The sequence below is a fragment of the Chryseobacterium sp. YR221 genome (genome assembly GCF_900176315.1).
GTDB classification, from domain to species: Bacteria; Bacteroidota; Bacteroidia; order Flavobacteriales; family Weeksellaceae; genus Chryseobacterium; species Chryseobacterium rhizosphaerae.
Genome location: NZ_FWXM01000003.1, coordinates 21177 through 41208, shown reverse-complemented (window position 1 = coordinate 41208; position 20032 = coordinate 21177). Strand labels below are relative to the sequence as shown.

The 20032-nt window shown below is 34.3% G+C and carries 23 protein-coding genes and 1 tRNA gene; 15 read left to right on the top strand and 9 right to left on the bottom strand.

Annotation, left to right across the window (positions count from 1 at the left end):
• Window positions 1-144: 144 nt before the first annotated feature.
• Window positions 145-756: an HAD family hydrolase gene (locus B8967_RS09445; RefSeq protein ID WP_084085922.1), complete on the bottom strand. Its 612-nt coding sequence runs from the start codon at window positions 754-756 to the stop codon at window positions 145-147.
• 34 nt (window positions 757-790) lie between these two features.
• A complete protein-coding gene (locus B8967_RS09440; RefSeq protein ID WP_047485139.1) occupies window positions 791-1222 on the bottom strand; it encodes a type I restriction enzyme HsdR N-terminal domain-containing protein in 432 nt (143 codons plus the stop codon).
• A 7-nt stretch (window positions 1223-1229) separates the two neighbouring features.
• On the opposite strand from B8967_RS09440, the gene holA reads away from it, so the two are divergent.
• The 5 genes from holA to B8967_RS09415 all read left to right on the top strand — a co-directional run bounded on the left by holA (window position 1230) and on the right by B8967_RS09415 (window position 6113).
• A complete protein-coding gene (gene holA, locus B8967_RS09435; protein WP_047485137.1) occupies window positions 1230-2267 on the top strand; it encodes a DNA polymerase III subunit delta in 1038 nt (345 codons plus the stop codon).
• A 56-nt stretch (window positions 2268-2323) separates the two neighbouring features.
• Window positions 2324-3214, top strand: a complete 891-nt coding sequence (locus B8967_RS09430) for a hypothetical protein (RefSeq protein ID WP_143330497.1) — start codon at window positions 2324-2326, stop codon at window positions 3212-3214.
• Between the two features lie 292 nt (window positions 3215-3506).
• The gene (gene trxB, locus B8967_RS09425; RefSeq protein ID WP_047485132.1) at window positions 3507-4448 is read left to right on the top strand and encodes a thioredoxin-disulfide reductase; all 942 of its coding nucleotides are present in this window, start codon (window positions 3507-3509) and stop codon (window positions 4446-4448) included.
• 722 nt (window positions 4449-5170) lie between these two features.
• Window positions 5171-5548 carry a VOC family protein gene (locus B8967_RS09420; protein WP_047485130.1) on the top strand — a complete coding sequence of 126 codons (378 nt, stop codon included), beginning with the start codon at window positions 5171-5173 and terminating at the stop codon, window positions 5546-5548.
• Window positions 5549-5822: 274 nt separating this feature from the next.
• Window positions 5823-6113 carry a hypothetical protein gene (locus tag B8967_RS09415; protein ID WP_084085920.1) on the top strand — a complete coding sequence of 97 codons (291 nt, stop codon included), beginning with the start codon at window positions 5823-5825 and terminating at the stop codon, window positions 6111-6113.
• A gap of 110 nt (window positions 6114-6223) precedes the next feature.
• On the opposite strand, the gene B8967_RS09410 is transcribed toward B8967_RS09415, so the two are convergent.
• Entirely contained in the window at window positions 6224-7078 is an 855-nt protein-coding gene (locus B8967_RS09410) for a pepsin/retropepsin-like aspartic protease family protein (RefSeq protein ID WP_047485128.1), read from the bottom strand.
• Between the two features lie 266 nt (window positions 7079-7344).
• On the opposite strand from B8967_RS09410, the gene B8967_RS09405 reads away from it, so the two are divergent.
• From B8967_RS09405 to B8967_RS09380, 6 genes are all read left to right on the top strand, one after another.
• Window positions 7345-7557, top strand: a complete 213-nt coding sequence (locus B8967_RS09405) for a hypothetical protein (protein WP_047485126.1) — start codon at window positions 7345-7347, stop codon at window positions 7555-7557.
• 225 nt (window positions 7558-7782) lie between these two features.
• A tRNA-Ser gene (locus tag B8967_RS09400) sits at window positions 7783-7867 on the top strand.
• A 427-nt stretch (window positions 7868-8294) separates the two neighbouring features.
• A complete protein-coding gene (locus B8967_RS09395) occupies window positions 8295-9407 on the top strand; it encodes a hypothetical protein (RefSeq protein ID WP_084085919.1) in 1113 nt (370 codons plus the stop codon).
• A gap of 243 nt (window positions 9408-9650) precedes the next feature.
• Entirely contained in the window at window positions 9651-10805 is a 1155-nt protein-coding gene (locus B8967_RS09390) for a helix-turn-helix domain-containing protein (RefSeq protein ID WP_084085918.1), read from the top strand.
• 139 nt (window positions 10806-10944) lie between these two features.
• Window positions 10945-12003 carry a serine hydrolase domain-containing protein gene (locus B8967_RS09385; RefSeq protein WP_084085917.1) on the top strand — a complete coding sequence of 353 codons (1059 nt, stop codon included), beginning with the start codon at window positions 10945-10947 and terminating at the stop codon, window positions 12001-12003.
• Between the two features lie 152 nt (window positions 12004-12155).
• Window positions 12156-13622: a serine hydrolase domain-containing protein gene (locus B8967_RS09380; RefSeq protein ID WP_084085916.1), complete on the top strand. Its 1467-nt coding sequence runs from the start codon at window positions 12156-12158 to the stop codon at window positions 13620-13622.
• A 143-nt stretch (window positions 13623-13765) separates the two neighbouring features.
• Here B8967_RS09380 and B8967_RS09375 read toward each other — a convergent pair whose 3' ends face one another.
• From B8967_RS09375 to B8967_RS09365, 3 genes are all read right to left on the bottom strand, one after another.
• Window positions 13766-14395, bottom strand: coding sequence for an arsenate-mycothiol transferase ArsC (locus tag B8967_RS09375; RefSeq protein ID WP_084085915.1), 630 nt, complete (start codon window positions 14393-14395; stop codon window positions 13766-13768).
• 18 nt (window positions 14396-14413) lie between these two features.
• Window positions 14414-14887 carry a DUF6428 family protein gene (locus B8967_RS09370; RefSeq protein WP_084085914.1) on the bottom strand — a complete coding sequence of 158 codons (474 nt, stop codon included), beginning with the start codon at window positions 14885-14887 and terminating at the stop codon, window positions 14414-14416.
• A 66-nt stretch (window positions 14888-14953) separates the two neighbouring features.
• On the bottom strand, window positions 14954-15286 hold the full coding sequence (locus tag B8967_RS09365) for an ArsR/SmtB family transcription factor (RefSeq protein ID WP_084085913.1): 333 nt from the start codon (window positions 15284-15286) through the stop codon (window positions 14954-14956).
• A 285-nt stretch (window positions 15287-15571) separates the two neighbouring features.
• On the opposite strand from B8967_RS09365, the gene B8967_RS09360 reads away from it, so the two are divergent.
• On the top strand, window positions 15572-16168 hold the full coding sequence (locus tag B8967_RS09360; RefSeq protein ID WP_084085912.1) for a Crp/Fnr family transcriptional regulator: 597 nt from the start codon (window positions 15572-15574) through the stop codon (window positions 16166-16168).
• 156 nt (window positions 16169-16324) lie between these two features.
• On the opposite strand, the gene B8967_RS09355 is transcribed toward B8967_RS09360, so the two are convergent.
• A complete protein-coding gene (locus B8967_RS09355) occupies window positions 16325-16666 on the bottom strand; it encodes a nuclear transport factor 2 family protein (RefSeq protein WP_084085911.1) in 342 nt (113 codons plus the stop codon).
• A 102-nt stretch (window positions 16667-16768) separates the two neighbouring features.
• The gene (locus B8967_RS22455) at window positions 16769-16939 is read right to left on the bottom strand and encodes a hypothetical protein (RefSeq protein ID WP_179140051.1); all 171 of its coding nucleotides are present in this window, start codon (window positions 16937-16939) and stop codon (window positions 16769-16771) included.
• A 194-nt stretch (window positions 16940-17133) separates the two neighbouring features.
• On the opposite strand from B8967_RS22455, the gene B8967_RS09350 reads away from it, so the two are divergent.
• On the top strand, window positions 17134-17595 hold the full coding sequence (locus B8967_RS09350) for a GNAT family N-acetyltransferase (RefSeq protein ID WP_084085910.1): 462 nt from the start codon (window positions 17134-17136) through the stop codon (window positions 17593-17595).
• A gap of 86 nt (window positions 17596-17681) precedes the next feature.
• Here B8967_RS09350 and B8967_RS09345 read toward each other — a convergent pair whose 3' ends face one another.
• Complete coding sequence (locus B8967_RS09345; protein WP_084085909.1) at window positions 17682-18362, bottom strand: ArsR/SmtB family transcription factor; 681 nt, start codon at window positions 18360-18362, stop codon at window positions 17682-17684.
• A gap of 83 nt (window positions 18363-18445) precedes the next feature.
• On the opposite strand from B8967_RS09345, the gene B8967_RS09340 reads away from it, so the two are divergent.
• Complete coding sequence (locus tag B8967_RS09340) at window positions 18446-19492, top strand: alpha/beta hydrolase (protein WP_084085908.1); 1047 nt, start codon at window positions 18446-18448, stop codon at window positions 19490-19492.
• Window positions 19476-19841, top strand: a complete 366-nt coding sequence (locus B8967_RS09335; RefSeq protein WP_047490795.1) for an antibiotic biosynthesis monooxygenase family protein — start codon at window positions 19476-19478, stop codon at window positions 19839-19841. The genes B8967_RS09340 and B8967_RS09335 overlap by 17 nt, the downstream gene beginning before the upstream one ends.
• The last annotated feature ends 191 nt before the right edge of the window (window positions 19842-20032 follow it).

The following is a 20032-nucleotide window of genomic DNA, read 5'->3' as shown; positions in this document are numbered from 1 at the left end:
TTTTATCCTCAATGTTCTACGCCTGAAAAAATGAGCATATGAAGATCAGTAAAAGATAAAATATTTTCATATCAATAAAAAATCCTCAACTAAATTACTTAAAATAACTTAATTGAGGAGATTTATATTTTATGCTGAAATACCCTATATTTTAACTCCTAAACTGGAAAGTTCCAATTCCAGATTCGTTTCCGGAGTTACATGAATGGTCATAAAACCTAACGTTTTTGCCATTTCGATGTTCTTAGAATTATCATCAATGAAAACCGATTCTTCTGCATGAATGTTATATCTTTCCAATAAAACATGCCATATTTTAGGATCCGGTTTAATCAGTTTTTCCGTTCCGGAAACCACAATTTTTCCTTCAAAAATTTGAAAGAAATTATAGTTTTCCAATGCGTAAGGAAAAGTTTCTTCAGACCAGTTGGTTAATCCAAAAAGGTGATAATCCGTATTCTTGAGCTTTCTCAAAATTTCTACGTTCTGAGGAATATCACTCTTCAACATGACTGTCCAGTTATCATAAAACGCTCTGATTTCTTTTTCCCATTCCGGAAATTTCTTTACCTGGATTTCTGTTCCTTCGGAAAGACTTCTTCCCCGGTCCTGTTCAATATTCCACTCGTCCTGGGCGATGTTTTCAAGGAAATATTCCATTTTTTCATCGTCATTGAAATAGTCTTTGAAGAAATATCTGGGATTCCAATCCACCAGCACGCCTCCGAAATCGAAAATAATGTTTTTTATGTTCATATTAATATTGTTGTGAGTTTATGTATAGTGTTTCCTACTTTGGTTTATAAAATATGTATTGCCCGTCTTCATAATAGGCATTGATATGCTGAAGTCCGTTGGTCAGGATAATTTCTTTGGCTCCAATAACGGAATTGTACCGGGCAGTTTGCTCAAATGTTTTTTCCGTCAGTTTGATATGAGGAGCCTTACATTCTATTAAGATAACAGGTTCTGTTTTTTCTGTAATAAGAAGGTCAATTCTCTTCGTCAGGCCATTTAAAACGATCTTTTTTTCTGTAATAAGGGCCGATGCAGAATAGGCTTTTACGGTGAGATAATAATGTACCCAGTGCTGTCTTACCCATTCTTCAGGAGTAAGGAGAAGATAAGTTTTACGAATCAAATCATAAATAAAAAACTTATCTTTGTCTTTCTTGAATTTAAAATCAAAAGTTTCCTGAAAATTCAGTTTTGGAAGTTCCATTAATAAGATGAAAGAATTAGATTTAATCCTCAAAAATATTAAAAATAAAGAAGTTTTACCTATTTATTTTTTCCACGGAGAAGAAGCCTACTTTATTGATGTTGCTGTAAAAGCCCTTGAACACAACTTTTTGGAGGAAGATGAAAAAGCTTTCAACCAAACGGTTACTTACGGAAAAGATACTTCTTACCAGGAAGTTCTTTCCTTGGCTAGGCAGTTTCCGATGATGGGAGATAAACAGGTGATCATCGTTAAAGAAGCTCAGGATCTGAAATTAAATGAAGATGAAAACAGAATTCTGGAATCATATGTTGAAAATCCGATACCTTCTACCGTATTGGTTTTCGCTCATAAACATAAGAAACTGGACAGTCGGAAAAAAGCGGCTAAAGCTTTAGATAAAGCCAATGCTCTTTTCCTCAGTGAATCTGTAAAGGAAAATAATCTTCCGAAATGGATTGCAGATGAGTGTACAAAACTTAAAATAAAAACAGCTCCCAATATTTCGCATCTTCTGGCTGAATATCTGGGAAATGATCTTTCCAGAATTGCCAATGAACTGAATAAATTAAAGATCATCCTTAAAGAAGGGGAAGTACTGGACGGGACAATTGTTGAAAACCATATTGGAATCAGCAAAGAATACAATGTTTTTGAACTTCAGAAGGCGTTGGGAACAAAAAATGCCAATGCAGCCTTTAAAATTGCCCATTTTATGGGGAAGAACCCCAAGAATAACCCTTTCGTAATGCTGCTTGCAAGCCTTTATAATTATTTTTCTAACGTTATTATCTATCAGACCATGGCTGGACAGCCCCCGCAAACTATTGCTTCACAAATGGGAGTAAACCCGTACTTTGTTAAAGATTATGCGGAGAGCGCCAGGTTATATCCTTTAAAACATGCCACAAGAGTAATCTCTATTTTACGAGAGTTTGATATGAAAGGAAAAGGTCTTGGTGCCGTAAATATGGGAGAAGCAGAACTCATTAAGGAACTGGTGTATAAGATCATTAATGTAGATAAAATTAAGATGAAAGTCTAAGTTTTAAGAAGTAGGGATATTACAGGATATTTTTTGATTTTAAAATGTATGAACTGATGAGGGAATTTATTTTTCTGGCTGTATTACCTGTATTTGTCCTGAGCTGTACAGCAAAGAAGGCTAAAAGCCAACTCGTAAAGGGAGAGCATTATGAATTAAAAAAATCAGACAATCAAAAAGCTGTTCTGGTTTTATTTCCTTGTTTCCCCTGTGATATTGAGCATACAAAGACTGAAGCAGGTTTCTTGAAAAATATAGAGCAAGAAGGAATTACAACATTACTTTTAGACTATAATCAAAAGCTCTTTTTAACGGAAGCCGAAAAGGAAGAATACTCAAAAACTTTACTTTCTATATTGGATCAACATAACGTTGATAAGAAAAATATTTTTATCGGGGGCTTTTCCAGTGGGGGGAATGTCGCATTTTTACTCTCCAGTTATTTAATAAAAAGTAATAATTCTGTTCAGCCCAAAGGTATGTTCGTAATAGATTCTCCTATTGATCTGGAAAAGCTGTATGATAATGCCCAAAAGGATGTTTCAGCTAATATAGATGCTGATGCAGTAGAAGAAGGGAAATTTCTGATAGCACTTTTTGAAAAAGAACTGGGTAAACCAACTGAAAATCAGGAAAAGTATAAAATAGCTTCACCTTATCTGATGTCTTCTCCTTCAATTGAAAATATTCAATATGTAAAAGGGATTAAAACAAGGTTCTACTGTGAACCGGACCTGGAATGGCAACAGCAAAACAAAGGCAGAAAATGGGAAAACCTTAATGCTTTTGCCCTGAAAAAAGCTAATGAGTCTTTACTCAATCTGGGAAGTGAAAAGTCAGAATATATAGAAACCAAAAACCGTGGAATAAGAGCTAACGGAAAAAAACATCCTCATTCCTGGAATCTTGTGGAACGTGGAGAGCTGGTGAGATGGATGCTGCCGTGAGTTGGAAATAGAAAGTTGAAAAATAGAGAATGGAATCCAAATGATATTTTTCAATAAAAATAGGTACCGGACATTCTGTATTTTAATTTTGCACTATCAACTATCAACTATCAACTATCAACTATCAACTATCAACTATCAACTATCAACTATCAACTATCAACTATCAACTATCAATTGACAGTCGATATATCTGTTATTGACAAGTATCATTAAAATAACTTTAAAAAGACCATAAAAATTCCGAAATTAGCAGTCTTAATTTAATTAAATCTTTTCGAACAAGTAAATTATGGAGCAAAACATTTTAGATTGTGTGATCGTTGGATCTGGGCCTTCTGGCTTCACCGCTGCTATATATGCAGCAAGAGCAGACTTGAAACCTGAATTGTATACAGGTTTGGAGCCGGGCGGACAATTAACAACCACTACAGAAGTTGATAACTTTCCAGGGTATCCAGCCGGGATTACAGGTCCTGAAATGATGATGGATCTGCAAAAACAGGCAGAAAGATTTGATACCAAAGTTCATTATGAAATGATCACTAAGGCCGAGTTTTCTAAGGAAGTAGGCGGTGTTCACAAATTATATGCAGGAAACAAAGAAATTCTTGCCAAAACAGTAATCATCTCTACAGGAGCTACCGCAAAATATTTAGGTCTTGATGACGAGAAAAAATATGCAGGAGGTGGAGTTTCCGCTTGTGCCACATGTGACGGATTCTTCTACAGAGGAAAAGACGTTGTAGTAGTAGGAGCGGGAGATACAGCAGCTGAAGAAGCGACTTACCTTGCCAAATTATGTAAAAAGGTAACTTTATTGGTGAGAAAAGATGTTTTCAGAGCTTCAAAAGCGATGGTTCACAGAGTAGAGAACACTCCGAATATCGAAGTGAAGTTCCACCATGAGTTAATCGGGATTGAAGGAGAAAACAGTTTGGTAGAAAGAGCTGTAATCATTAATAACCAGACTCAGGAAACTTCTAAAGTTGAGGTTGAAGGAATCTTCATCGCGATTGGTCACAAACCGAATACAGATATCTTTGTAGGCCAGATAGATCTTGATGAAAACGGATATATTGTTACTGAAAAAGGTTCTTCAAGAACGAATCTTCCAGGAGTATTTGCTGCAGGAGATGTTCAGGACCATATCTACAGACAGGCTATTACCGCTGCAGGAAGTGGATGTATGTCTGCAATGGATGCAGAGAAATATCTAGCTGAGTTACATTAATAGTATTCAGTTTATAAAATACAAAGCGTACCATCAGGTGCGCTTTTTTTATTTATATATGGATTTTTCAATATAGAAAGTGTAAAATAATACAGTGTTTATATTGTTTGTTGGAATATCGCAAAGGCGCAAGGTTTTTAATTTTTATGTACGATTTAAGGCGCAATAAAATCAGAGATTTTCATCAAGTGATTGTTTATATATGGATTTTTCAATGTAGAAAGTGTAAAATAATACAATGTTTATATTGTTTGTTGGAATATCGCAAAGGCGCAAGGTTTTTACTTTTTATGTACGATTTAAGGCGCAAGAAAATCAGAGATTTTCAGCAAGTGATCGTTTATGTTATTTAGTTTATAAAATACAAAGCGTACCATCCGGTGCGCTTTTTTTATTTATATATGGATTTTTCAATATAGAAAGTGTAAAATAATACAGTGTTTATATTGTTTGTTGGAATATCGCAAAGGCGCAAGGTTTTTAATTTTTATGTGCGATTTAAGACGCAGGAAAATCAGAGATTTACGTAAGGATATAGCATTATCAATTGTAGCTGAGATACAATCTTTGCGCCTTTATGCATCCTAATAATCACTTTGTAATTAATATCAAAAAATCAATTGAATAATGAAATAGGTAATAAAAACATTGATATATTTGTGAAATTGCAAAACGACCTGAGTTTGCATTCTATTGAATAGTACTTAACAAAACGAATAAAAATGAAAAGAGTAACAGCCATCGGAGGAATCTTCTTTAAATGTAAAGAACCGGAACAAGTAAACGAATGGTATAAGACCCATCTGGGATTGGAAACGAGCCCTTACGGAACCAAATTCGACTGGAAAGAAGTGGATTCGGATAAAAAAGGGTATACGCTATGGAGCCCTTTTAAAGAGTCTACCCAATATTTTGAGCCTTCAACAAAAGAATTTATGATCAATTATCATGTGGAAAATATTGAAGCATTGGTAGAAGAGCTGAAAAAAGAAGGGGTAACTGTTCTGGATGAGGTGGCCACCTATGAATATGGAAAATTTGTACACATCCTGGATCCTGAAGGAAATAAAATTGAATTGTTCGAACCGGCAGGGGAGTAGCCTTTTCTGATTTATCATTCCGTAGGAATCCCGTTTGATTGATTAGGATTTTGAGATTGATGCTGTTTTATTGGCAAATTACATATTAAAAGGGTGATGATTCCCCTCCTCTGGAGGGGTGGCGAAAATTCAAGGAATTTTTGACGGGGTGGTTGTCCTGATCTTATATGGCTTCTTTTATTTTTATATTCTAAATAGGTTTGTTGAATAGAAAGCCATTACGTATATTGGGTTGTTAGGTGAAATTTCACGAAAAAATCGTTGTAGAAAGATAATGCAGGAAATCTTTAAAACATTCAGACCAACAAGTTCTATTGTCAGAAAATATGTTGATTATTATTATCTGGATATTAAAATGGACAATATCAGTAATGAGTTTAAATGTTTTCCGCACTTCAATAATGTAATCTCTCTTTACCAATCCCATATCCGATTAGAAAGCGGAGAGATGGTTTATGATGAAACGGCAAAACCATTTCAGATTTTTACGCCCATCCGGGACAAAGTTCTTCATGTAAAACAATCCGGGAAAGTATATAGAGTTGTAATTGTATTCCAGCCTTAGGTTTGGATCAATAATATTGATGTGAAAGTATAAAGTCTGATTGATCTTCTGCAACATAAAAAACGGCTTCTTTGAGAAGCCGTTTTCGCTTATTTATATGCGAAAAGTAATTAGTCTAAAATATAGATCTTCTTTTCTTTAAGATTAAAACCCAGCTTTTTGCCCAGCCAGTTGATACTTGTTTTACCTTCGTAAATCAATCCTTCCACAAAAAGCACATTAGGCTTATCCACCTTTACAAATGAATTGGAAACAGCATCTACACTTCCTTTGTAAAACTTATTGATGATTGCAGGATCAAATTCGCTCTTCTTTTCAATTAGCTGCAGGCTTTCTTTTTTTATGCCTAAAGTCCCCATCAAACGATCGCTCAGCCAAAATGAATCATTACCGGCTCCGGAGTCTAAAAGAACATTGATCCGATATGTATTGTTCAAAAGTACATAGGTGCTAATGTCCAGTGACTGATCAGCATTGGTAGAAAGCTGGATATCCAATACTTTATTACCGCTTAATTTTTCCTTCGGGAATATAAGCTCTTTGTTTGTATAATCTATAATGAATTCCGTATCATAAAACATGGGCAGAGAAAGTAAACCGTCAATTCCCTTTATTTCCATGTCATGAGTAGCATACCAGGTATCTTTAAATTTTTTACCGTTAACAATAACCTCTTTTGATTTGAATAGAGGAACTGTCATTTTTTCACCCGTAGCGCGAAAAGCAGTTAAGAAATTATAAGACTCTTTTGGGGCTAAGTTTTTGGAAAAGTTTCCCAAAAACAGATTAATTCCTCCTCCGGTATCAAAAATGAAATTTCCTTTCTTACCTTCCACTTCAGCCTGTACAAGAAGATGTCCGGAAGGTAATATGTTGAGAGGTGTTTTTTGTGCTAAGACAACAGACGAGTATAGAAATACGGATGCGGTAAGAACCGATTTTTTAATAAATGATTGATTAAACATCTGAAAATAGGGTTATTGTTTTTTAGTTCTGCTTTCATAAATATATGAATTCTGCAAATATAATATATTCTTCCAGCAAAGCTATAATAAACCCATAAGTACATTTTCAGCTCTGTGTACTGACTTTTCAAGGGATCGGGATCGGTAATCAGACTGCTGACTTCCTGTTTTTATCCACCTGCCAAAATAATGATGATAAAGAGTAAAAATACTTCCTACCTAAAGTAAAATACCTAGATTTGGATTTCAAACTTTAAAATATAACTATGGACAAAAAGATTATAAAAATTACCCACGTCACAGGGACGTATATTATTAAGATTGCCGAAGGAAGACTTAATGAAATGAAAGCCCAGCTGGATAAATGCCTAAATGATGAACAGGCAGCGATTGTCGTAAAGGGGGAAGATGGAGATCAGTTTGTATATCCATCGGATTTTATCAAGAATAGTTTCATCGCCATCGTAGACCGTGAATAGGGTGGGACTCTATCCAAAATAAGGTCCGAAAATCGTTTTAAGGACTATGTTTTTAATGGTAGAATGTAGGGAACGGGAATTTATAGATATAGGGAGTGAAAATAATTCACCTGATTTTAAGCTTCTTATTCATTTTTGCTATAATTTGTACAGTAAAAGTTTTGCAGAAATTAAAAATCGTTCTATATTTGCACCACTGAAAACAACGGTATAGCCGGGGTTTAAGGAGAGATGGCAGAGTGGTCGATTGCGATAGTCTTGAAAACTATTGACTGTAACAGGTCCGGGGGTTCGAATCCCTCTCTCTCCGCTGAAAAGCTAGAGTAAAACTCAAAAAGTGCTTAAAAGGTATTGAAACCTGCAATTTGTACAAATTGCAGGTTTTTTGTTTCTTATGGTATAGCTAAAGTTTTTAAAATCACTCAAAAAATAATGGATCCAGAAAAAAGCTGGTAACTGACTCCCCCCCCATTTTAGATAAAGGTAATTTTATTCGGGTTTTAATTGCCTGCCAATTCGTATATTTTTTATAGCTCCTACTAATGATCTTTGATTTTTGTGAAAATTTTTCTATTAAATGTTTAATTTATAAATAAATAATTATATTAGAGACCAATTTAACGAAATATGGATGTAAGTGTTTTTTTACGAATTTCTTATATCTTTTGGTTTGTGAAAATAATATTAGACATCATTTTGTAAAAGCAGAAGCCTAAATATATTAATTAAAAAAATCTATGAATTCAGCCGAAGTAATAAATAAAACAAAATGGTTTTCGAAATTTTCATTATCGTTTTTAGCAATTGTGGGTACTACAAATACTGCTCTTTTTATAATCTTACCTCTTTTACCTTATAAAATTTCACAGTTTATACTTCCTGTAGGATTTTTAACATTAGGATTGGCAATACTATTCTCAATTGGTTTTTCTTTTTATTGGCACAGAAAAGAAAATAACGGAACTTTTAATTCTGTAAAATATATTTCTTGGCTTTCAACATTGTTACGTTATTGGATCGCATTTCTACTATTGGATTTTGGCTTTCAAAAAATATTTGAAGTTAACTTTAATTATTCATATCATATAAATGATTCTTTATCAAGCGCATTAACGGGTCCAGAATTAACTTGGAAATATTATGGATTTTCTTACGGACTTGCTGTAATTTTGGCATTTTTTCAAATAATTGGTGGTATCCTTTTGTTATTCAAACGTACAACTTTATTAGGCATTGCAATACTTTTACCTGTAATGCTGAACATTGTTTTGATTAATGTGTTTTATCGTATTGGACCCATTACCTTGTTTACATCTATCCTAATAACACTGGGTTTAGTTACTCTATTTTTACAGCAAAAAGTTAATATAATAAACTTCTTTAATCAACATAAAAATAGACTGCCGTCAATTGGTAATAATTTTTCACGCTCAATCGCTCGTGTGTTATGTATTCTCATTCCTTTATTGTTTGTTATTTACTATAATTACGACGTTCACCTTTCAAAAAAATATTTTGGAAAATGGAAAGTCACATCGATGACACGTAATGGAAAATTGGTTAAAGAAAATCAATGGCAACAAGATACTCTGGCTTGGAAAACAATTTATATTGAAGAAAGAGGGAAAATGTATTATTGTCCGAATCCATATATGTATGTAGATAGTACTTCATTATTTATGAAATATCATCATGATGATAAAGAACAGAATTTTAAGGTTATATCTTACGAAAAGAATCCGAATAAACCTGATACAATTCCTGTTCAGATTAACAATTTTAGAAATAACTCAATGCAATGGAAAATGATTTTATACAAGGACACTATTCAAATGGAATTAAAGAAATAAAATCTTTAACAAAAATGAGGCTTAATAGCCATTTGGTGAGATTGCGATAGTCTTGAAAATTATTGACTACACATACCCTGGAGCCCATTTTTAAGACAATAATATAAGGTTTTAGCTTTTCCATAAGAAAAACAGAGGCAAATCCAATCTAATTTTTATATTTGCAGGGACAGGTGTGAATTTCAAAAACACTGTTGCAATCGCTAAAAAACTAAAAAAAACTGAAAACCAAAAGAATAAAGAATGGGTAAGATTGACTTGTTAATTGTTGTGACTGTAATCTCTTTGTTTATTTCATTATTTCTTGTATTCTTTTTGCTCACCGTTAAAACAAAATATAAAATAAGCAATGTTCTGTTTGCTGCTTTTCTTCTCATCACTGCAATAGATAGTTGTGAACCTTTGTTTAATCTAACCGTTGATGGTCCTTCCAACCTGGGAATGCTAAGAAATACATTTGCTTTCTTACAAATTCCTGTTTTTTATCTGTATGTATTATCTGTCTGTTATTCCGATTTTAAGCTTACATTCAAGTATATACTACATGTGCTTCCCTATTTAATTGTCAATTTAGTTTTACTGCCTCGGTTTTATGCGGTTGATAGTGCTTCTAAAATTGATTTTCTTGTGAATCGTCAGCATATGATAGAGCTACAGTTTACCCATATTCTTTTTCATCTTCAGATTGTTGTCTATCTTATTGCTGTTTTTAGGATATTAAGAAAAACAAAAAAACTATATCTTGAAAATTATGCAGGTGCCAGCGTCAATTCGTATAATTGGTTGTTTCAGTTTACAAGCGTACTGACTTTTCTATATTTGATTGTCTTTTTAAAAAATATTTTTAAATTTTCCGACTATCCCTATATTTCTGAATGGATAAAAATTGGTATTATGGTACTGGTATTGTTTATCGTTTGCTGGTATTTATTTAAAGCATTGAACAATCCCGGTTTATTTAGAAATGTTGATTCGAAATTAAAACTTGTTTCTGATATTATTTCAGAAGAAAAAAAGAATGAGTCACCAACTGAAAACGAAGAGACGTTAAGCTCAGAGATTATAAAATTAAAGAAATATATGATCGAGGAAAAACCCTTTCTTAATCCTTCGCTGACGATTCAGGATATTTCTAAAGATATTGAAATTCCTACCCGGGAATTATCCGTACTAATTAACCATCAATTAGGGCAACATTTTTATGATTTTGTAAATACGTATCGCATAGAGAATGCTATGGATATTTTAAAAGATACTACAAAAACGAAGGTAACTATTCTTGAAATCCTGTATGAAGTGGGTTTTAATTCAAAATCTTCTTTTAATACTGCCTTTAAAAAACATACGGGTACTACTCCAACTTATTATCGTAAAAATCTGCAAGTCAGTATTTTGTAATTATTCGCACTCTTTTTTGTAAAGATTCGTACTTATTTTCCTACACAAATGTGATCGAATACTTTTACTCGGTCGCCTAATTTTGATTTCTCCCACATCTTTGTATCGAAATAATTTTTTAATATAAAATAACGATACAATGAAAACTTCATCAAAACTTTTAGCAGCCCTATTATTCATCAGTAGCTTTTCTTTTGGACAGGACATTTCCCAAAAAATTGATTCCATCATACATGATAATTATAAAAAAAATCCTGAGGTAGGGATCAGTGTTGGTTTTATCAATAATAATAAAGAATCTTATACATCATACGGTAATTTGAATGCAGAAAGCCCGATGAAAATTAATGAGAATTCCATATTTGAAATTGCATCTATCACTAAAATTTTAACGTCAAATTTAATTGCTCAGGCAGTTATGGATCATAAAATAAAATTAGATGATTATATAGATGGTTTCCTTCCCAAAGAATATATCCTTCAGGAAAATCTTAAAAATAAAATTAGAATTTCTGATCTGGCATCACATCAATCAGGTTTACCTGATATAGATTTTGCAAAATTAATTGAACAGGATCCGCAGCAACCTGTAAATAGCGTGACTGCACAAACATTAGCTGCTATAATTAATAATTGCAGTGAACTAAAAGATTATGGTAAATATCGTTATTCTACGATTGGATACACTTTATTAGGGCAAATATTGGAGAAGGTCTATGGTAAGAGTTATGATGACATTATAAGAGCCGGAATGATAAAGCCTTTGCATATGAGGAATACGTTAACTAAGGATTTTAATGTAAAAAACAGAACAACGGCTCACAATCCTGATGGGGGTATTCAGGAATTCTTCAAATGGAATATTACAGCACCTGCCGGATTGGTAAAATCTAATGCTGCTGATATGGTTACCTTTTTAAAAGCTGTTTTAAATAAAGAAACAAAAGTAGGGAAGGCTGCCATTATTATGGAGAAAATAGTGTATAAGGATGAAAAAAGGGAAATGGGATTGGGTCTCAATATTGTGACCGATGATAAAAATACAATTTATATGAAATCAGGAGATTCTATGGGACAGGCTTCCATCATATGCTATAACAGGAATAAAAAATGGGGGATTATCATACTGCTTGATCAGAGAAATTCAAAAATGAGACAAGACCTGTTGAATAAAATTTATGATACCGTCCTGAAATAAATACAGTACTGATAGCAGGAGTTTAGCCAAATGATAGGTGGAAGAAAAGTATCTTTTAGAGATCATTTTTCTGACCATAAATCTTAAACAGCCGTCAAATATTATACAGAACAAGGATTGTAATAATTCTTTTAACTTAAAAAAATAATACCATGAAAAATACCCTTTATTTACTGATTGTTACACTTATAATGTTGAGTTGCCAGACAAGCAATCACGTATTGACCTCAAAAAAAAATTATAGCTTTCTTACAGACAGTTTGCATATTGACCAGCAATTAGAAAAATACAAGCTTCCGGGATTTAGTCTTGTCGTTTTTGAAAATTATCAAATTGTATACTCAGATCAGGTGGGAGTGAAATCAATGAATTCTAAAGAAAAGCTGGATGAAAATACTGCTTTTTCCACAGCATCAATTACAAAACCAATTACAGCGCTTCTTTGCCATATACTTGAAGAAAAAGGCTTAATCAATCTAAATGACCCCATAGATAAGTACTTAAAACGATGGCATTTGCCAAAAAGTAAGTTTACTGAAAATAATAGCCCAACCTGGAAACAGTTTTTTAATCATACCTCTGGTACAAATCAAGGTGGTTTTGCAGACTATTATGAAGGAGATGTAATTCCAACCATACAACAAAGTCTTTTAGGACAGATACCAAGATATAATAAGGAAATTGAATTTTTGTTCACGCCGGGAACTGATTTTGAATATAGCGGAGGGGGCTATGTCATTATCCAAATGGCATTGGAAGATACGTTCAACAGACCTATTGGAGACCTTGCAAAAGAATATATTTTTTCACCTCTTGGCTTGAAAAATACAACAATGACACAACCTAACGAAAAAGGATTTCTGATGAATGCTGCCCGTGTTCATGATAAGGATGGAAAAGTTATTAAAACAGGGCTTCCCATCACTCCACAAATTGGAGCATCCGGAGTATGGTCTACACCTGCAGATCTGGCTAAACTTTCTATTGAGATACAAAATGCTTTGCGTAATAAAAATAATAAATTGATTTCTTATCAGGTCGCAGAAAAAGTAACAAAGGTGACGGCTTTGAAAAATGCGGTTGGCGGCTGGGGCTATGGATGGCAAAAGTCTGTTGCTTATAACAACTATGATTGGTTTATGTGCAGTGGTTCCAATACTGGAGTGGGAGGTAGTATTTTTGCTACTATGACAGATGGAAATGGCTTCGTGTTTCTTGCGAATGGCGAAAAACAAAACCGTATTCCTGTGCTAAACGAAACTCGGATAAAGATTCTGAAATTGATGGGCTGGAACAAAAATATATCTGACGAAGAGATTCAGGAAATCCCATTACATCTAAAAAAACAACTCATTGGAACCTATAATGATATTCTTTATGGGCAGGGAATTGAAACAAAAATTGTAGAAAAGAATAACCGTCTCTACGTTGAATCTCCATTTTTGGAATATTTTAAAGGAAAAAATGAGAATGAGCTGCTGTATCTGAAAAATGGATATTTTAAAATTGTAGATTATCCAAATTTATTACAATTCGAGTTCAGTAATGGAGAGGTAAGTTCGGTTACCTTAACAAGAGATAGTCTGAAAACCAAAATTCAACTTATTAAAAATAAATAGTCTATAGTCCGGCAATAGGAAGTTTAATAAAAAAGTTTCCTATTGCCGGATATAATTAATTTGAAGATTGAAACTTCACTGGACAATTACCTAGAGGGTGTTTTATTTTATTTTATTTTAGAAGAAAATAAGAAATTCTATGTTTAGCTTTTTAGAGGCTCATGCCTAATAGTTGAAAACACATAAAATAGGGCAGCCGCTATCTCTAAACTCCTTGCAGCATATACAGAGGTCTGTTCCGGTGTACCATCTGAAACCTTAGGGTCTTCAAATGTGATCGGTATCCTTTTTTCAGCACCGGGAATAAAAGGGCATCCCTCATCTGCTTGCGAACAGGTCATGATCGCTGCAAATTCCGAAACAGGGTTGAACGCACTGTCATATTTCTTTGAAAAGCCTATAACAGGTAAGGCATTGTCGTCATATTTTATCACATAGACCGGATTGTCAGTGTCAGCAATCTTAAAAACTTCAAATCCCTGATGAATCAGTGTTTCAGCCACTTTTGGAAATAATGCTGTTTCTTCAGTACCTCCCGAATAACAGTATACACGAGTGATATTGTAGTAGGATGCAGCTGTCTGTGCCCAAATTTGCGAAAGATGACTTCTCCGTGAATTGTGTGTACAGATGAAGTTTAAATTAATATCCAACCCCTTATTTACTTTATCCTGAATAAATTGGATCAATGGAATTAATGCCGCTCTACGTTCCTCCGTGAGATTCTGTGTATCAATGAGAGTGCTGACCGTTTCTTTGATTTTCTTATACATAGCTGAGGTGATAAATAGTTAACAGCATCCGGAATCTGGAGTGCAGCAAGAAGCCTGGCTAGCTGCCAATTCGGACAGATTTTTCTTTTGTTTTTCAGTTGGAATACCACAAGCGTCCTGAGCAAGGCAAGCTGTTGTTTTGTTTTTCAGTATAAAATTTTTTCCATTGAACGCCAGATCATACTTGCCGATTGTATCGCTCTGATACTCCACTTCGATCTCAGCATCTTCAATTGCCAGTTTTTCTTCGGAAAGACTGATAATGTGCAACAGTTTTCCGGGTTTTAGGCGGTGCTCATAATCATCTGCATTCCACAGCTGAAAGTTGACTGTTTTCTCATGACGGATGACACCACCACAATCAATAAAGCTTTTCGTAATCTGTCCTACTTCCGTTACATGGAAGTGTTCCGGAACAAATGTCCCATTTTCCAATTGAAATTCAACATTTTCTAATGTGGATAAAATTTCCTTGATTTCTGATAGTTTCATATTTTTTAATTTTAAATGTTATAATTATATATTGCAATATGACGATTATAAAAGACGAAAAAAAAGTTACGAACAGCAACTTGATACTTTAACATCCTGGTTGAAAAAGCTATTGAATTCACTTTGAAACTGTTTCCAGATTTCCTCATTAATACAGTAGCATACTGATTTGCCCTCGATAGTTCCCTGGATAATGCCGGTATTTTTCAGCTCCTTAAGATGTTGTGAAATGGTAGCCTGTGCCAGGCCTAATTCATCAACCAGATCATTACAGATACAGGCTTTTTTGTCAATGATATATTGAAGTATAGCGACACGTGCAGGATGCCCCAACACTTTAAATGCCGTAGCAAGCTTATTATGCTTATCTGCAAAAATTTCTGTCTTGGTAAGTCCCATACTGTTATATTTTAATATTGCAATATTACGATGTATGTTTTATATATCCAAATATCAATGCAAAAATTTTGTTGAGGTCCCTTATTTTAGTTGTAAGGCCTTTTCTTTTATCGATGTTTAAAAAAGCATTTCTTTACAAGATAGAATAAATCGTTGAAAAATATTGGTTCTTATTCTTTTTATAGAGCAAGCGGCTAAGCAGCTGTGGTCTGAATTTTGCATTCGGTTTCATTCCAATTTTTACTAAGATCTACATTGTAACCATAACAAAATATAATTGAAGATATGATAATCGATGAAAATCTTTTGCTCGACAATGGAGCAGTATATGAGGAGTATTCCGCAAGGGAAACTATTTACGAAAATGGAGGTACACCGTATTATTATTTCCAGATCATAAGCGGGACAGTAGAATTGAATAACTATCACGAAGATGGTAAAGAGTTTACCTTAAACATTCTTTCCGAAGGGCAGAGTATAGGGGAGTCCCTACTTTTTGGTAATAAGAAGTATCCGATGAATGCTGTGGCAAAGACTGATACCAGGGTGCTTAAGTTGGAAAAATCCAGCTTCCTTCAGCTGCTGTCTAAAAATCAGGAAGTGATGTTTAAATTATTTGAGCATCTTTCGGATAGGCTTTTTTATAAGTATATCATGCTGTTTAATAATTCAGCCATAGATCCACAAGCCAAGATCAAAGCTTTGATGGATTATTATAAAGAATATCATTGCAGAAAAGATAAAGACAGGTACCGAATCCCATTAACCAGACAGCAGATTGCAAACCTAACAGGATTGCGGGTGGAAACAGTAATTCGTGCAGTGAAAAAAATGGAGAAAGATAAGTTGGTTGATATTAAAGACCGGCAGATCTATTATTAAACAACGGTCATGTACCATATGTTAAACCGCTTTAGATCAGCTTCAACTTTTCGTTATTCTGGATTGTATTACCCCATTCGGCATTAACTTTTGCTAATGTGTAATGGTTTTCCGAAGTCAGAGTCAGAGCACGTTCAAGAAAGCTAAACTATTCAATTAGTCAGGGATGACAAAGGCCTTGAGCTCCACCATTTTTTGATTTTGAAATCTCCAGACATCACAATAAGAACTATCTGAAGATTGACCGTCTTCATCTTTTATCTGTATTTTCCCAATTGCTGTTACAAATTCTCCTTCAGCCACTATCGTTTCCACGCTGAAATTAGGGGGTTCAAGATAGGCTTTTGCCATATACTGCCGGACTTCTTCTTTTCCATGTAAAGTCTGATCTCCGACAAAAATCCATCTCACATCATCAGCACAAAAAGTCAAAAATCCTTCATAATCTCCTTTAACAATGGCAGAATTTGCTTTTTCTAAAATTTCTTTGTTGGTCATAGTGATCATGTTGTTTACTTTCCGTATCAAGTCCGATTGAATTTTTTTTTCCGAGCTAGCTGTCCATATATTAAACTTTAAGGCAAGCTGAAATGTATCAAATTACTTTTTATATTGTCCGGGAGCGTATTGTTTTGCTGATTTAGCACCAGTTACCTTTTTTACTTGTCCAGGAGGAAGTCCATGATTTCCATTGGACTTCAGGCTGGGTGCACATGAAAAAACAAACGATCCTAGAAGAATTGCAAGTCCTATTGTTTTAATTGCTTTCATAATGTTTTTTTCTTAATTGATTAGAATATTATGCCAAGTTGTAAATAATAGATATTGTTCTAGGATTATGAGCGCTGGTGTGTGGCTGATAAACCCTATTGAATAACCATCGGAATAGATTCGAGATTTAACCGGTTCGTACTTTTTTATGGAGGTTGTTTTTGTTGTAACTTAGTGACAATTATGAAACTGCTATGCAAATCACCAAATACACAGCCTCTTTCAGAGAGAATTGTATCGAAATCTTTAAAAGTAATCTCCCTAAGTTTTTTGCTGCTGAGGAATTGCCGCTTTTTGAACATTTTTTGGATCATGAAACTGAAGAAAATTACTATATAATTAAGGCTAAGGGGCTGGTAGTAGGCTGTGGCGGAATTTTTTTAGATAAAAAGAAAAATGAGGCGGGGCTATCCTGGGGTATGATACATGCCGGATACCATGGGCAGGGGATGGGTAAGTTATTAACTCAATTTAGGTTAGATCTATTGAAAAAAATGTATCCTGATAAAAACTTAAAAATTGAAACCTCACAGCATACGGCAGAATTTTATAAAAAGAATGGTTTTACCATAATGGATATTGTACCGGATGGTTTTGCTGAAGGAATCGATAAATATACTATGGAAATAGAGTTCAAAAGCAAGCTAAGTAATTGATGGACAAGGTATTTTATGTTAGTTTGGCTTCGTTTTCATACATGATAAAAGATAAAATAGGTACTTCATTTTAAAGTATACGACAGTCAAACAGAAATTTTAAACCTTTCATACAGATACTGTTTTCCTTTTGATGTAAGGAGTATTGCTCTTGAATTTTTTGTCCTCCTGACATAGTCAAGGGATAACATTTTGTCAAGCAAAGCGGCGCCAAGGGAACCTGCAAGGTGATGCTTCCTTTCGCTCCAGTCCAGGCAAGGTCTGGCAAAGGCTCTGCGCTGCTTTTTAAGATCCTCAATATTTACTTCAAGTTCTGCAAAAAATCTTGTTCCTGATTTGGTCACGATATAAGTATTTACATCGAAGTCAATTATTTTGTGTGTTAATAATGCCTCTGTAAGTAGTACACCCACCTTACCAGCTAGATGGTCGTAGCAAGTTCTGCAATATTTAATTGAAGAATTGTCAGTATTGCTGACAATTTTTTTATGTCTGTCGTTAGGAATAAGATTACCTATGGCTTCTATAGCATAAGCAACTTCGGGCTTTGAAAATCTATAATATTTATGCCTTCCCTGCCGTTCAACGGTCAACAAATCTGCTTGTACCAATTTATTAAGATGCATACTTATGTTCTGAGGCGATGTATCTGCGTGTATTGCCAATTCGGTAGCGGTATAGGCTTTGTTGTCAAGAAGCGACCACAAAATAGTTGTCCGGATAGGATCGCCAATGAGTGAGGTTATATATCCAATTTCTTTTTCCATTTGATAACATTTATAGTTAAGTATAAAATGAAGTGTTAAAGATAATCATTCCCCAACTTTGTATTTCTAAAAAATCATTACAAATGAAATACCATGTACCAAATTTCTTTTTCTTCCTGTTGTTTGTGACAGCAACCTATGGCCAAACAGCCAATAATACTTTAAAATTTACTATGATGGATAACTACGAAATAATAAAAACCGAGAGCCATATTTCTGGCCTACGCATCGCACTGACACATAAAAAGCCGATCATTACCACAGAAGATTATGCTATATTATTTCTGCATGGTTCTTCATTTCCGTCTGCATTAGCTTTTGGTTTCAAGATGAATAATTATTCGTGGATGGATAACCTTGCCGAAAACGGATACGATGTATATGCACTTGATTTTTTAGGTTATGGAAATGCAGACCGCTATCCTGAGATGGAAACAGCTATAAAGGGAGGGGCGCCTATTGGGAGGGCTTTGGATGTTTATAAAGATGTGGATAAAGCTGTTGAGTTCATTATGCGAGCCACGGGAAAAGCAAAGGTTTATTTAGTTGGGCACTCCTGGGGTGGTACAGTTGCAGCTCTGTACGCATCTGAGTTTTCCGACAAGGTTGAAAAACTAATTTTATTTTCTACAATTACCCAGAGACAGGATCCATCGGATATTGAAAAAATTGAAGGCTCATATGAAGAGATGACACCAGAGCAGAGAATTACCTCAATGAAAAACTTGACTCCAGAAGGTAAAGATTGCCAGCTAGCCCCTGAGATCTTTAAAACGTGGGGGCGTGTTTGGTTGCAATCGGATCCGCTAGCTGAAAAATTTAAAGTAGCAAGTGTGCGCTTTCCCAAAGGTTATGCCGCAGACATGGAAGACCTGCTGCATAATAAGTCATATTATAATCCTGCTGCTATAAAAGTACCTGTTTTAATAATAAGAGGTGAGTGGGATGGTTATCCAAATAACACTGACAGTGAAAAACTCTTTAGATCATTGGAAAACACACCATACAAAAAATATGTTGTTATTGAAAAGGCTACACATGTCATGCACCTTGAAAAAAGTCGCTACCAATTATATGAAGAAACACTACACTTTTTAAAATCTGAGATAAAATATGAAAGAAATAAATAAACATGCTATTGCGGTACTATTTGAGGTAATTCCCACTAAAGGATTTAAAGATGAATATTTGAGCATTGCTTCAAGTTTGAGATCAGAACTGGATAAAATTAAGGGGTTTATCTCGATAGAGCGGTTTCAGAGTATTTATGATCCGGAGAAAATATTATCATTATCCTTTTGGGAAAATGAAGAAGCGATACTGGAGTGGCGGGCTTTAGAAGTTCATCGGGTTGCGCAATCAAAGGGAAGAGCATATATTTTTAAAGATTATCATTTACGAATAGCACAAGTTGTCAGAGATTATGGAATGATTGATAGAGAGGAAGCACCTATAGATAGCAAGTTACATCATAAGTAAAGGAATAACTGAAGCCAATGACATTTGAAAGTAATTTTTTATTTAATTAAACAACGAACTGTTTCCTGTAGCTCGTTTTCGGGAGCAAACTAGCTAAGTTTTGGTGAATTAGTCTTTCATAATTACTTTACCTCTACTTTACTATTGAGTCCTCAAGGGCTTAATTTCAACGTATTTTTATATAATAAATA

Excerpts from the sequence above, each read along its gene's own strand:
- B8967_RS09445 (WP_084085922.1), bottom strand. The coding sequence starts at position 756 with ATGAACATAAAAAACATTATTTTCGATTTCGGAGGCGTGCTGGTGGAT.
- B8967_RS09440 (WP_047485139.1), bottom strand. The coding sequence starts at position 1,222 with ATGGAACTTCCAAAACTGAATTTTCAGGAAACTTTTGATTTTAAATTC.
- holA (WP_047485137.1), top strand. The coding sequence starts at position 1,230 with ATGAAAGAATTAGATTTAATCCTCAAAAATATTAAAAATAAAGAAGTT.
- B8967_RS09430 (WP_143330497.1), top strand. The coding sequence starts at position 2,324 with ATGAGGGAATTTATTTTTCTGGCTGTATTACCTGTATTTGTCCTGAGC.
- trxB (WP_047485132.1), top strand. The coding sequence starts at position 3,507 with ATGGAGCAAAACATTTTAGATTGTGTGATCGTTGGATCTGGGCCTTCT.
- B8967_RS09420 (WP_047485130.1), top strand. The coding sequence starts at position 5,171 with ATGAAAAGAGTAACAGCCATCGGAGGAATCTTCTTTAAATGTAAAGAA.
- B8967_RS09415 (WP_084085920.1), top strand. The coding sequence starts at position 5,823 with ATGCAGGAAATCTTTAAAACATTCAGACCAACAAGTTCTATTGTCAGA.
- B8967_RS09410 (WP_047485128.1), bottom strand. The coding sequence starts at position 7,078 with ATGTTTAATCAATCATTTATTAAAAAATCGGTTCTTACCGCATCCGTA.
- B8967_RS09405 (WP_047485126.1), top strand. The coding sequence starts at position 7,345 with ATGGACAAAAAGATTATAAAAATTACCCACGTCACAGGGACGTATATT.
- B8967_RS09395 (WP_084085919.1), top strand. The coding sequence starts at position 8,295 with ATGAATTCAGCCGAAGTAATAAATAAAACAAAATGGTTTTCGAAATTT.
- B8967_RS09390 (WP_084085918.1), top strand. The coding sequence starts at position 9,651 with ATGGGTAAGATTGACTTGTTAATTGTTGTGACTGTAATCTCTTTGTTT.
- B8967_RS09385 (WP_084085917.1), top strand. The coding sequence starts at position 10,945 with ATGAAAACTTCATCAAAACTTTTAGCAGCCCTATTATTCATCAGTAGC.
- B8967_RS09380 (WP_084085916.1), top strand. The coding sequence starts at position 12,156 with ATGAAAAATACCCTTTATTTACTGATTGTTACACTTATAATGTTGAGT.
- B8967_RS09375 (WP_084085915.1), bottom strand. The coding sequence starts at position 14,395 with ATGTATAAGAAAATCAAAGAAACGGTCAGCACTCTCATTGATACACAG.
- B8967_RS09370 (WP_084085914.1), bottom strand. The coding sequence starts at position 14,887 with ATGAAACTATCAGAAATCAAGGAAATTTTATCCACATTAGAAAATGTT.
- B8967_RS09365 (WP_084085913.1), bottom strand. The coding sequence starts at position 15,286 with ATGGGACTTACCAAGACAGAAATTTTTGCAGATAAGCATAATAAGCTT.
- B8967_RS09360 (WP_084085912.1), top strand. The coding sequence starts at position 15,572 with ATGATAATCGATGAAAATCTTTTGCTCGACAATGGAGCAGTATATGAG.
- B8967_RS09355 (WP_084085911.1), bottom strand. The coding sequence starts at position 16,666 with ATGACCAACAAAGAAATTTTAGAAAAAGCAAATTCTGCCATTGTTAAA.
- B8967_RS22455 (WP_179140051.1), bottom strand. The coding sequence starts at position 16,939 with ATGAAAGCAATTAAAACAATAGGACTTGCAATTCTTCTAGGATCGTTT.
- B8967_RS09350 (WP_084085910.1), top strand. The coding sequence starts at position 17,134 with ATGCAAATCACCAAATACACAGCCTCTTTCAGAGAGAATTGTATCGAA.
- B8967_RS09345 (WP_084085909.1), bottom strand. The coding sequence starts at position 18,362 with ATGGAAAAAGAAATTGGATATATAACCTCACTCATTGGCGATCCTATC.
- B8967_RS09340 (WP_084085908.1), top strand. The coding sequence starts at position 18,446 with ATGAAATACCATGTACCAAATTTCTTTTTCTTCCTGTTGTTTGTGACA.
- B8967_RS09335 (WP_047490795.1), top strand. The coding sequence starts at position 19,476 with ATGAAAGAAATAAATAAACATGCTATTGCGGTACTATTTGAGGTAATT.